This is a genomic window from Psychroserpens sp. NJDZ02, assembly GCF_004843725.1.
Taxonomy (GTDB): domain Bacteria; phylum Bacteroidota; class Bacteroidia; order Flavobacteriales; family Flavobacteriaceae; genus Olleya.
The window spans coordinates 122,501-135,111 of record NZ_CP039451.1 but is presented as its reverse complement, the minus strand read 5'-3'; the positions used below and the strand labels follow the sequence as shown (position 1 = coordinate 135,111).

11 protein-coding genes and 1 rRNA gene (1 of these 12 cut by a window edge) are annotated in these 12,611 nt (G+C 33.7%); 7 read left to right on the top strand and 5 right to left on the bottom strand.

What is annotated here, in order from left to right; translation table 11 throughout:
• Positions 1-78: 78 nt before the first annotated feature.
• The 6 genes from E9099_RS00635 (at position 79) to E9099_RS00610 (ending at position 6,707) form a co-directional block, all read left to right on the top strand.
• Complete coding sequence (locus E9099_RS00635; RefSeq protein WP_136581827.1) at positions 79-1,032, top strand: acetyl-CoA carboxylase carboxyltransferase subunit alpha; 954 nt, start codon at positions 79-81, stop codon at positions 1,030-1,032.
• Positions 1,033-1,275: 243 nt separating this feature from the next.
• Positions 1,276-2,808 (top strand): replicative DNA helicase, encoded by a 1,533-nt coding sequence (dnaB, locus tag E9099_RS00630; protein WP_101018036.1) that lies wholly within the window; start codon positions 1,276-1,278, stop codon positions 2,806-2,808.
• 21 nt (positions 2,809-2,829) lie between these two features.
• On the top strand, positions 2,830-3,864 hold the full coding sequence (locus E9099_RS00625) for an AI-2E family transporter (protein ID WP_136581826.1): 1,035 nt from the start codon (positions 2,830-2,832) through the stop codon (positions 3,862-3,864).
• Between the two features lie 146 nt (positions 3,865-4,010).
• Positions 4,011-5,195, top strand: coding sequence for an asparagine synthetase B (locus tag E9099_RS00620; RefSeq protein WP_136585097.1), 1,185 nt, complete (start codon positions 4,011-4,013; stop codon positions 5,193-5,195).
• A 132-nt stretch (positions 5,196-5,327) separates the two neighbouring features.
• Positions 5,328-5,597, top strand: a complete 270-nt coding sequence (locus tag E9099_RS00615) for an EF-hand domain-containing protein (RefSeq protein ID WP_136581825.1) — start codon at positions 5,328-5,330, stop codon at positions 5,595-5,597.
• Positions 5,598-5,606: 9 nt separating this feature from the next.
• A complete protein-coding gene (locus tag E9099_RS00610; RefSeq protein WP_136581824.1) occupies positions 5,607-6,707 on the top strand; it encodes an adenylate/guanylate cyclase domain-containing protein in 1,101 nt (366 codons plus the stop codon).
• On the opposite strand, the gene E9099_RS00605 is transcribed toward E9099_RS00610, so the two are convergent.
• From E9099_RS00605 to thrS, 5 genes are all read right to left on the bottom strand, one after another.
• Positions 6,704-7,507, bottom strand: a complete 804-nt coding sequence (locus E9099_RS00605) for a Cof-type HAD-IIB family hydrolase (protein WP_136581823.1) — start codon at positions 7,505-7,507, stop codon at positions 6,704-6,706. The genes E9099_RS00610 and E9099_RS00605 overlap by 4 nt on opposite strands.
• A gap of 163 nt (positions 7,508-7,670) precedes the next feature.
• Positions 7,671-8,015 (bottom strand): 50S ribosomal protein L20, encoded by a 345-nt coding sequence (rplT, locus tag E9099_RS00600; protein WP_136581822.1) that lies wholly within the window; start codon positions 8,013-8,015, stop codon positions 7,671-7,673.
• Positions 8,016-8,115: 100 nt separating this feature from the next.
• A complete protein-coding gene (gene rpmI / locus E9099_RS00595) occupies positions 8,116-8,313 on the bottom strand; it encodes a 50S ribosomal protein L35 (RefSeq protein ID WP_055435293.1) in 198 nt (65 codons plus the stop codon).
• A 67-nt stretch (positions 8,314-8,380) separates the two neighbouring features.
• Positions 8,381-8,890: a translation initiation factor IF-3 gene (gene infC / locus E9099_RS00590; protein ID WP_262710430.1), complete on the bottom strand. Its 510-nt coding sequence runs from the start codon at positions 8,888-8,890 to the stop codon at positions 8,381-8,383.
• A gap of 70 nt (positions 8,891-8,960) precedes the next feature.
• On the bottom strand, positions 8,961-10,895 hold the full coding sequence (gene thrS, locus E9099_RS00585; protein ID WP_136581820.1) for a threonine--tRNA ligase: 1,935 nt from the start codon (positions 10,893-10,895) through the stop codon (positions 8,961-8,963).
• A gap of 759 nt (positions 10,896-11,654) precedes the next feature.
• Here thrS and E9099_RS00580 point away from each other — a divergent pair.
• Positions 11,655-12,611: ribosomal RNA gene (locus tag E9099_RS00580) — 16S ribosomal RNA — on the top strand; it runs 564 nt beyond the window's last position.

Genomic DNA, 12,611 nt, shown 5'->3' with positions numbered 1-12,611 from the left:
TTTAGCCGAATTCTTAAAATTTGAAATAAAAAATATGTAATTTTGCTAGCTAACAAATAAACAAAACTATCATTCCCTATGGAATATTTAGAATTTGAATTACCGATTAAAGAACTAGAAGAACAACTAGGAAAGTGTCAAATTATTGGAGAAGAGAGTGATGTAGATGTGACACAGACTTGCAAGCAGATAGAGAAAAAGCTTGTAGCAACAAAAAAGGAAATATACAAAAACCTGACCCCATGGCAGCGTGTACAAATGTCACGTCATCCAGATAGACCATATACTTTAGATTATATTAAATCACTTTGTGGTGACTCTTTTTTAGAGCTTCATGGCGATAGAAGTTTTAAGGATGATAAGGCTATGATTGGTGGTTTAGGTAAAATTGGAGATCAAAGCTTTATGTTTATTGGCCAACAAAAAGGATACAATACCAAAACTAGACAATACCGTAATTTTGGTATGGCTAATCCAGAAGGATATCGTAAAGCATTGCGATTGATGAAATCTGCTGAAAAATTTGGTATTCCTGTAGTTACATTATTGGATACACCTGGAGCATATCCTGGTTTAGAAGCAGAAGAACGTGGGCAAGGAGAAGCTATTGCCAGAAATATTTTAGAAATGACACGTTTAAAAGTGCCTATTATTACCATAGTGATTGGTGAAGGGGCTTCTGGAGGTGCATTAGGTATTGGAGTAGGAGATAAGATTATGATGTTGGAAAACACTTGGTATTCAGTAATTTCTCCTGAATCTTGTTCGTCTATTTTATGGAGAAGTTGGGAATATAAAGAGTTAGCAGCTGAGGCATTAAAATTAACGCCTACTGATATGAAAAAAATGAAAATTGTTGACGAAATCATTAAAGAGCCACTTGGTGGAGCGCATTCTGATAGAGCAACAACCTTTAAAACGGTATCTGCTGCAATTGTTAAAGCTTACGATGAGTTTAAAAACTTATCACCAAAAGAATTAGTAAATAAACGTATTGAAAAATATTGCGAAATGGGCGTTTTTAAGGGGTAGACCTTATAGATCCATTTGCTAACATAAATCTGAAGTTTAGGCTTCAGGTTTTTTTTTATGCTTATAAACAAAAAAATAGACTTATTAACACTATAAATGTTGATGACCTGTTAAGATTGAGTAACTTTGTAATTCAATATTTCTTAACAATTTATTTACTTTCGCTAAGTCTTAAATCTGTTTTTTTAATCAATAATTAACCAAAAGAGCATTAAGTTTCTAACTTAATATTACATTATATAAATGAAGCAACCCAATCAAGTAAAAGGCTATCAAGTTGATAGAAGCACTATAATTAACCTTGAAAAAGGTAAGATTCCACCTCAAGCTTTAGACCTAGAGGAGGTAGTACTTGGTGCAATGATGATTGATAAAAAAGGGGTTGATGAAGTCATTGATATTTTAAGTGCCGATGCTTTTTATAAAGAAGCGCATCAGCACATTTTTGAAGCAATCTTTATGTTGTTTCAAGAAAGTCAACCCATAGATTTATTAACAGTTTCTACTCAATTAAAGACAAATTCGACCTTAGATTTAGCTGGTGGAGATTTTTATTTGATTTCCTTAACGCAGAAAGTATCGTCTTCTGCCCATATCGAATTTCATGCTCGTATTATCTTGCAGAAGTTTATTCAACGTAGTTTGATTAAAATTTCTTCAGAAATTATAGAGGAAGCTTATGACGAAACTCAAGATGTATTCGACCTTTTAGATAAAGCCGAATCTAGATTGTATGAAGTAACACAAGGAAACATTAAAAAGTCGAGTGAAACGGCGCAAGACCTTGTAATACAAGCCAAAAAGAAAATTGAAGAAATCTCCAAAAAAGAGGGGATGAGTGGGGTGCCTTCTGGTTTTAATAAACTAGATAAATTGACGTCTGGATGGCAGGAAAGTGATTTAATTATTATTGCAGCACGTCCAGGTATGGGTAAAACAGCCTTTACTTTGACTATGGCACGAAACGTAGCTGTAAATTCAAATATACCAGTAGCCTTTTTCTCTCTGGAGATGGCATCTGTACAGTTAATTACACGTTTAATTTCTAGTGAAACTGGATTGTCTTCAGAAAAACTGAGAACAGGTAAATTAGAGAAGCACGAGTGGGAACAACTTAACGTAAAAGTAAAAGCTTTAGAAAAAGCACCACTTTTTATTGATGATACACCTTCACTTTCTATTTTTGATTTACGTGCAAAAGCACGTCGTTTAGCATCGCAACACGGTATTAGAATGATCATGATTGATTATTTACAGTTAATGACAGCTGCCGGATCAGGTGGTAACCGTGAACAAGAGATATCGACTATTTCGCGTAACTTAAAAGCTTTAGCTAAAGAATTAAGTTTACCAGTAATTGCACTATCGCAACTATCGCGTGCTGTAGAAACGCGTGGAGGAAGTAAACGTCCTCTACTATCCGATTTACGTGAATCTGGAGCGATTGAGCAGGATGCCGATATTGTAAGTTTTATTTACAGACCGGAATATTATAAAATTGATGAGTGGGATGATGAAGAACGCTCGCCTACGGAAGGTCAAGGAGAGTTTATTGTAGCAAAACACCGTAATGGTGGTTTGGAAAGTATTAGACTTAAATTTATTGGACATTTAGGTAAGTTTGATAACTTAGATGACTTTGATACCCCTTTTGGACAAGAATTTCATAGTAAAATGAATGCTGCCGCAAATGATAATACATTTGCACCAGATAATTTCCCTTCTGCTAATGATGCTTTTGGAGCACCAGAAGAAGATAATGACGTACCTTTTTAATATAAATTAATTATTACTTTGATGGATAAAATCAAAACGACTAACTATTTGCTTTTAATAATTGTAATACCAATTATTTTTTATTTACTAAAAGTGTTATCTTTTATTTTCGTGCCGTTAGTATTCTCAATGTTTATTGCATTGTTATTTTTACCATTAATGCGTTTTTTACGTAAACGAAAACTTCCAAAAGCAGTTAGTGTTTTTGTGGTGTTACTTGTTATTGCTTTAGGTGTTAAGGCTGGAATAGAATTGGTGAAATTATCTAGTAAAGAAATTATAGCTTCAGATTCTCAATTTTTTCACAAAGCGGAAGATAAAATCAACGTATTAATTGATAATAGTCAGGCGTTTTTTGGAGTAGACAAGGTGGAAGGTAGTAGATCCTTAACTAGACTTTTAAATAAAGAAGCTTTATTAAGTAATCTTTCTCCAACATTAAGTTTTATCAGTAAATTTTTAACAGCATTATTAATGACGACATTTTTCGTCGTTTTGTGGTTAGCGGAGTCAATAAATGTTGAACAGGTAATTAATAAAACCATTCTAAAGAAAAAACATACGTCTATTAAAACGTTCATGAAAATTGAAAAAGACCTAATTAAATTCATTAAAGTTAAGTTTTTAGTTAGTTTTTTAACAGGGATAGGTACTGGATTAGCGTGTTATTTTTTCGATGTTAGCTTTCCTATTTTCTGGGGCTTATTTGCTTTCATAATTAACTTTGTACAAATGGTGGGGTCTTTTATCACTGTTATTTTGTTGTCTATTTTTGCTTTTGTCGAAGTTGAAAACATGAGTGTTTTATTATTTTTTACATTATCAATTACCGGAGTTCAAGTGTTATTTGGAGCTATTTTAGAACCTGTTTTTATGGGTAAATCTTTTTCTATTAATATTATTGCAGTATTAGTAATGTTGATGTTCTGGGGGTTTATATGGGGTATACCAGGATTAATTATGGCTATCCCAATCACAGTGTTTCTTAAAATTATTTTAGAGCAATTTCCAAAAACAAAAATCATATCAGATCTGCTTTCTGGATCCACAAGTTAATTTAATACTAATCCCTTTTCTATAAGGGGGTTTTTTTAAGTATCTTTCAACTTATAAAATCCTTTTTTTAAATGAAAAAAATAGCTATATTTTTATTTTTGTTTCTATGTGCAAATCAATTGTTTGCTTCATATATCTTAATTCCTATGGATGCAGATACACAAAAAAATCATTTAAAAGCCTATGGGATTACGTATTGGACTTTAGCGAAAAATGTAAAAGTAAAATGGTTACTCAATTACAGAGGAGGGGCTTTTTTACTACCTGACAGTAAAGATATACAAAGAGAATGTCAAATTAGAGGCGTAAGTTTTGAGGTTATTTCTGATACCAAAACGGAACAGATTCTAAAAGAAATAGCTAGTCCAAGTAAGAATATGGAATCCGTTGTGCTAGAAAAAGCGCCAAAAATTGCGGTTTATACTCCAAAAGGTAAATTACCATGGGATGATGCAGTTACAATGGTTTTAAGTTATGCAGAAATCCCTTATGAAACAATCTATGATGAAGAAGTCTTAAAAGATGAATTATTGTTGTACGATTGGTTACATCTACATCACGAAGACTTTACGGGGCAATTTGGTAAATTTTATGCGAGATATAGACAAGCAGCTTGGTATATTCAAGAGAAAAAGGAAGCAGAAGCATTAGCAACTAAATTAGGTTACAACAAAGTATCTGAAGAAAAACGTGATGTTGCACTAAAAATTAGAGATTATGTAGTTGGAGGTGGTTTTATGTTTGCTATGTGTAGTGCAACAGAAAGTTTTGATATAGCATTATCCGCAGCAGGTATAGACATATGCGAACCAATGTTTGATGGAGATGCCAGTGATGGTAATTACCAATCTAAAATTGAGTTTTCAAAAACATTTGCATTTAAAGATTATACTTTGGAGCGCAGCCCTTTAGTGTATGAGTTTTCTAGTATCGACATGACCATGAAACGTAAGATTCTCAAAGAAACAGATTATTTTTCACTGATGGACTTTTCTGCAAAATGGGACCCAATTCCAACGATGTTATGTCAAAATCATACAGCATTGGTTAAGGGATTTATGGGACAAACCACCTCTTTTACAAGGGATCAAATAAAATCTAATGTTTTAGTCATGGGAGAAAACAAAACTAATGGCGAGGCTAAATATATCCATGGTATAAAAGGAAAAGGATTTTTTACTTTTTATGGAGGGCATGATCCAGAAGATTACACACACCAAGTTGGAGATCCTAAAACAGAATTAGAATTACATCCAACATCACCAGGTTATAGATTAATACTTAATAATGTGTTGTTTCCAGCTGCTAAAAAGAAGAAACAAAAAACATAACTTTGGGCGTTACCACAAAGGGCAGGCTCGCAAGGTTCGCGCTCTGCGAGGAGTTCATACAGACCTTTCCATCCTTAACGCATAAGTAACAGTCAAAAAATAGAGAACAGCAATCATTTAATTTCAAATATTATGTCAACAAAAGGTGATATCCTAAAAAAAATAGAAATTTTAATTACAACCCATTTTGAGACACCGAAAAAAGCATTCGATTTTTTTGATGACAATGGAGATCAAAAATTGTCTAAGTCAGAAATTAAAAATCTATTACAAGAAGCAGAGATCAGTGGCTTTATACGTGGTATAATTTCATCCAAGTTAATAGAAGGTTACGATAAAGATGGTGATCAATTAATTAGTTGGTCTGAGTTTAGAGTAGCAATTGATGAAATCTCTCAATAAATATAGCTTTTGAAAAATTTATTAGTTCAGTTTTTTAGATTACTAGTAGCGACCATTGTTTTTTGGTCTATAGCGTTTTGCGTATTTATAATGATTCGGTACTTTCAAATAGGAGTAGAGGGAGGAAAGGCTTTTGAAGTAGGAAAGGATATTCCAGGTTTAGATAGCGACGTTATACCAATAACCCAATGGTTAGAGTTTGGTGTATTTTCCGGAATTGTAGTGGGCTGTATTTATGCTGTAGTAGAGTTTCTTTTTGAAAAATTGCGATTAAATAAACTTTCGACGGGATTGGTTTTGGTAGAAAAATCTCTGATTTATCTATTAATGTTAATTCTTTCGACTAATTTTATTATAACTTTAATTGAAGAACAAATTGACAGAAATTTACCAAATGAACAAGGGTGGTGGATTCAAAATAAAGTATTTTGGTTGGTTGTTGGTTATTTTGTGATCTGTTCATTAATTTTTTCATTTTTAAAGATTGCCAAAGATAATTTTGGTAGAGGTGTTTTCTTTAATCAATTGATAGGAAAATATAAAAAACCTAGAGAAGAAAGGCGCATTTTTATGTTTCTAGATTTACAAGCGTCGACGACTATTGCAGAACAATTGGGGCATTTTAAATATAGCGAGTTGATACAACAATGCTTTTATGATCTCAACTATGTATTGCCTAATTATAATGCAGAGATTTATCAATACGTTGGTGATGAAGCAGTAATAAGTTGGCCTTTTGATAAAGGAATAAAGGATAACAATTGTGCGGAACTATTCTTTAAGTTTCAAGATAGATTACTTAAAAAAGAAAAAAACTACATCAAAAAATTTGGAATTCTACCTAAGTTTAAAGCTGGTCTACACGGTGGAAAATTAATTGTGACAGAAGTAGGAACAATTAAAAAGGAGATTGCATACCATGGTGATGTTATAAACACGGCAGCACGAATTCAAGGGGAATGTAATGCTTACAACGAGACGCTTTTAATTTCTGAAACCTTATTGGGTAAATTAAAGTTGCATAAATATAAACTGGAGTCTATAGGGAATATCGCCTTAAAAGGTAAAGAGTCTGAAGTAAAGTTATTTTCTATAAATAGAAACAGTTAGTCTAAACTTTCAATGAGTTGTTTTATAATAAACTCCACGCCATTGTTATTATTGGTTTTAGTAGTATAATTAGCGACAGCTTTCACATTAGGATGCGCATTTTCCATAGCATAACTAAAATGGGCTAACTTTAGCATCTCGATGTCATTATTATAGTCACCAAAAGCCATAGTTTCTGCTTCGGTAATGTTGTGAAGTTCTTGTATGTGTTTTATCGCGTATCCTTTGTTGGCAATGTTTTCTGATATATCTACCCAATGGTTTGCCGATACTTTTACCTTAAAATTAGATTCTAGATGCTTTACAGAAGGGTATATATACTTTTCAGAACTCTCTTCATGGTATAATGCAATCTTATAAATGTCTTCTTCAATATCAGCTATAGTTTCTATGATGTCGTAATTAGAATAGTATTCACTTAAAAGAGACATTAGTTTTTTTGACTTACTAATAACGTAAGCCTTATCTTTTGCACAAAAAACGGGATGGGTATCTTTTAAATTAAGTACTAAATGCGATATAGCACTTAAATTTTCTTTTCTGAATGTATTAGAAATAAGTAAATCATCTTTTTTTATAGCCAATCCACCATTCTCAGAGACTATAATAATGTCGTCTTTTATTGGTGCTAGTTTGTCAATCATACTGTAATATGGACGCCCACTAGCAGCAACAAATAAAATGTTTTTCGATTGTAATATTTTAAAAAGTTTGAAGAATTCCGAGCTTACCTCGTGATTAGAGTTAAGTAACGTTCCATCTAAATCGGAAACTATTAATTTGACTTGACTTAAATTCATAAGTGTGTAATGCGTTTAGATTGTAAATCTAATTGTATTGTTTCAAAAACAGCAATATTTAGCGTTAAGTTATAATTAAAAGCATAAAAAAATCCGATTCAATTAAGAATCGGATTTTCTATGTTATAAGCGAAGTATTGTTATACAATTGGCAAAATGCCTTTTATTTTACTTTGTTCACAATTGCTTCAAAAGCATCTGGGTTGTTCATTGCTAAATCAGCTAAAACCTTACGGTTTAATTCGATATTGTTAGCTTTTACTTTCCCCATAAATTGTGAGTAAGTCAATCCATGTAATCTAGCTCCAGCGTTAATACGCGTGATCCATAATGCACGGAAAGTTCTCTTTTTATTTCTACGGTCTCTGTATGCATATTGCATAGCTTTGTCAACCGCATTTTTTGCTACTGTCCAAACGTTTTTACGACGTCCAAAGTAACCTTTTGCTTGTTTAAGCACCTTTTTTCTTCTGGCTCTTTTGGCAACAGAATTTACTGATCTAGGCATAATTTTAATGTGTTTTGTAGTAGGCGGTTAATTAATAACACTTTATATAGGCCTAACTCCAGGGTTTATAAATAATAATTTGTAACCAATTAAGGTAATGTTACTTTAAACGTAGCATTACTTTAATGTTGTTCTCATCCGCTTTATGTACTAAACCGTCATGAGTTAACTTAAGCTTACGCTTTTTAGACTTCTTTGTTAAGATGTGACTCTTAAAAGCGTGCTTTCTTTTAATTTTACCAGTACCAGTAAGCTTGAAACGCTTTTTAGCACTAGATTTTGTTTTCATTTTAGGCATTTTGTTTCCTAGTTTTAATTATTTCGCTTATAATATTTTTAAGTACTGAAATTTTTTCAGCAACTTCTTACTTCTTTGGTGCAATAAACATTGTCATACGTTTTCCCTCAAGTCTTGGCATTTGTTCTACTTTACCAATTTCTTCCAAATCTTGGGCTAAACGTAATAATAATATTTGTCCTTGCTCTTTAAACACAATCGATCGTCCCTTAAAGAAAACAAAGGCTTTTAGCTTTGCACCTTCTTTTAAGAATTTTTCGGCATGTTTTTTCTTAAACTCGTAATCATGATCATCTGTTTGTGGTCCAAACCGAATTTCTTTAATTACAACTTTAGTAGCCTTGGATTTTAATGCTTTTTCCCGCTTCTTCTGTTCATAAAGAAACTTCTTGTAATCCATTATTTTACATACAGGTGGAACTGCTTTAGGAGAAATCTCTACCAAATCAAGCTCTTGCTCTCTTGCAAACTCTCTTGCTTCTTTGGATGTATAGATTCCTACTTCAACATTATCTCCAACTAGACGCACTTTTTCTGCTCTAATTTTTCCGTTAATGTTGTGCTGATCTTCCTTAATGATTCTTGCCGGACCTCTTGATCTTTTTCTACGTATTGCTATGACTTATATATTTTAGTTAAACTTAATTTTAAAATTGTCTTTTTGTCTTATTTATCTCTGTTTTAACAATCTCTGCAAAGGTTTCTACACTAATCGTGCCTAAATCTTCACCACCATGTTGTCTTACAGATATCTTGTTTTCATTTTCTTCTTGCTCTCCAATGATAATCATATAAGGCGTTTTATTGATTTCAGCCTCTCTAATCTTCTTTCCTATCGTTTCACTTCTGTTATCTAAAGTAGCACGAATCTCGTTATTTTCTAGCAAAGTTAAAACATTTTCTCCGTATTTCTCGTATTTCTCACTAAGAGTTAATACAGAAACTTGATTTGGCATTAACCAAAGCGGGAAATTTCCACCAGTATGTTCTAATAAAATAGCAATAAAACGTTCCATACTTCCAAAAGGAGCACGGTGTATCATTACCGGTCTGTGGCTTTCATTATCACTCCCTTTATAAGATAATTCAAAACGTTCAGGTAAATTGTAGTCAACCTGAATAGTTCCCAATTGCCATTGTCTACCTAAAGCATCCTTGACCATAAAATCTAATTTAGGTCCGTAAAAAGCAGCTTCGCCAGTTTCTATAACATAATTTAAGTTTTTATCCTTGGCAGCATTTATAATGGCTTGTTCTGCTTTCTCCCAGTTTTCTAAACTTCCAATATATTTCTCTGGCTTTTCAGGATCACGTAAAGACACTTGTGCCGTAAAGTTTTCAAATCCTAAAGATCCAAATACATATAACACTAAGTCAATAACATTTTTAAACTCTTGATCTAATTGATCTGGAGTACAAAAAATGTGTGCATCATCCTGAGTAAATCCTCTAACTCTAGTTAAACCATGTAATTCTCCACTTTGTTCATATCTATAAACAGTACCAAATTCAGCAAAACGCTTTGGTAAATCTTTATAAGACCATTGCATGCTGTTGTATATCTCACAGTGGTGAGGACAGTTCATTGGTTTTAGTAAAAATTCTTCACCATCTTTAGGTGTCGTAATAGGTTGGAAGCTATCAGCACCATATTTTTCGTAATGTCCAGAAGTAACATAAAGTTCCTTTTGACCAATATGTGGCGTAACCACCATTTCATAACCGGCCTTTTTCTGTGCCGCCTTTAAAAAATCTTCTAAACGCTCACGTAAAGCAGCACCTTTTGGTAACCATAAAGGTAAACCAGCGCCTACTTTTTGAGAAAAAGTAAAAAGCTCAAGCTCTTTACCTAATTTTCTATGATCACGTTTTTTTGCTTCTTCTAAAAGATGTAAATATTCAGTTAATTCTTTTTGTTTCGGGAAAGACGTTCCATAAACACGCGTTAATTGTGGTTTATTTTCATCACCTCTCCAGTAAGCACCAGCAACAGATAATATTTTTACAGCTTTAATAATCCCAGTATTTGGGATATGTCCACCACGACATAAATCGGTAAAAGTAGAGTGGTCACAAAAAGTGATAGTCCCGTCTTCTAAGTTCTCAATTAATTCAGTCTTATATTCATTGTCCTTATATAAAGACAAAGCATCAGCTTTAGTTACAGATCGCATAGCAAACTCATGTTTACCTCTCGCAATCTCTAACATTTTATTTTCAATAGTCTTAAAGTCTTTGTCAGTAATAGTTTCGTCACCAAAATCTACATCGTAATAAAAGCCATTATCAATAGCAGGACCAATAGTTAATTTGCTATTTGGATATAACGTTTCGATAGCCTGAGCTAAAACGTGAGCAGAACTATGCCAAAACGCTTTTTTTCCTTCATCATTTTTCCAAGAATATAAAACAAGAGACCCATCGGTGGTCAATGGAGTAGTGGTTTCAACCGTTGTACCATTAAAACTTGCCGAAATAATATTTCTAGCTAATCCTTCACTAATACTCTTAGCGACATCCATTGGTGTAGAATCTTTTTCAAAAGATTTCACACTACCATCAGGTAAAGTAATTTTTATCATCAATATCAAATTAAGTTACAAATATAATAGGATAATAAGAGACTGCCAATACAAGTAATAAGTAATAGTGAATAAATTATAATATTTTAAACAATTAGGGCGTTACCCAAAGGGTCGGGCTTTCACTACTCGCTTTTTTTTACAAATGTTGTACCTTATATATGGTATAGTATCTAAATAATGGTCAATAGTACTATTAATACATGTATTTCAAAAAAAGAGCTCAGACAGACCGTTCTATCCCTAACGCATTGCAAATCAGTAAATAAATTCAAACACAACCAACATTCGTAATCTATGGGTAGTTCAACCTAAAAAAAAACAATACAAAAGGATAACACTGTAATAAGCTAACTACAAAGGCTTAACCATCATTGTTAAATTTAAATTAAAAAAAGATTACCAAAAGGGTTGTAGGAACCAAAAAGGCTTGTATATTTGCACCCCGAAAACGACGCAACTATAACAGGTTAATTAGTGATTAAGGAAACGTTCAGAGAGTTATTATGACAGTTTAATAGAAAAGAGTCAAATCTTTTCAAATAAAGCTTGTGGGATTTAAAAAAGCGAATTATATTTGCACCCGCTTAAGGAAATAACATCTTAAGAGACAGAGAAAAAAAGTTCATAAACATATTGAATTGACAGCGTAAGAATTTAATTGGAAACGATTAGATTCAAACAAGAGAATAAGCCATTTTGAGTAAAGAAATATTTCTTTAATTGTTAAGCATATTAGTGGAAACACTTAAAAATTTAACGATGAAGAGTTTGATCCTGGCTCAGGATGAACGCTAGCGGCAGGCTTAACACATGCAAGTCGAGGGGTAACATTTTAGCTTGCTAAAGATGACGACCGGCGAACGGGTGCGTAACGCGTATAGAATCTACCTCTTACTAAGGGATAGCCCAGAGAAATTTGGATTAATACCTTATAGTATATAGCCCTGGCATCAGGATTATATTAAAGATTACGGTAAGAGATGACTATGCGTCCTATTAGCTAGATGGTGTGGTAACGGCACACCATGGCAACGATAGGTAGGGGCCCTGAGAGGGGGATCCCCCACACTGGTACTGAGACACGGACCAGACTCCTACGGGAGGCAGCAGTGAGGAATATTGGACAATGGAGGCAACTCTGATCCAGCCATGCCGCGTGCAGGATGACTGCCCTATGGGTTGTAAACTGCTTTTATACAGGAAGAAACACTCTCTCGAGTAGAGAGCTTGACGGTACTGTAAGAATAAGGATCGGCTAACTCCGTGCCAGCAGCCGCGGTAATACGGAGGATCCAAGCGTTATCCGGAATCATTGGGTTTAAAGGGTCCGTAGGTGGATAATTAAGTCAGAGGTGAAATCCTGCAGCTCAACTGTAGAATTGCCTTTGATACTGGTTATCTTGAGTTATTATGAAGTAGTTAGAATATGTAGTGTAGCGGTGAAATGCATAGATATTACATAGAATACCAATTGCGAAGGCAGATTACTAATAATCAACTGACACTGATGGACGAAAGCGTGGGGAGCGAACAGGATTAGATACCCTGGTAGTCCACGCCGTAAACGATGGTCACTAGCTGTTCGAACTTCGGTTTGAGTGGCTAAGCGAAAGTGATAAGTGACCCACCTGGGGAGTACGTTCGCAAGAATGAAACTCAAAGGAATTGACGGGGGCCCGCACAAGCGGTGGAGCATGTGGTTTAATTCGATGA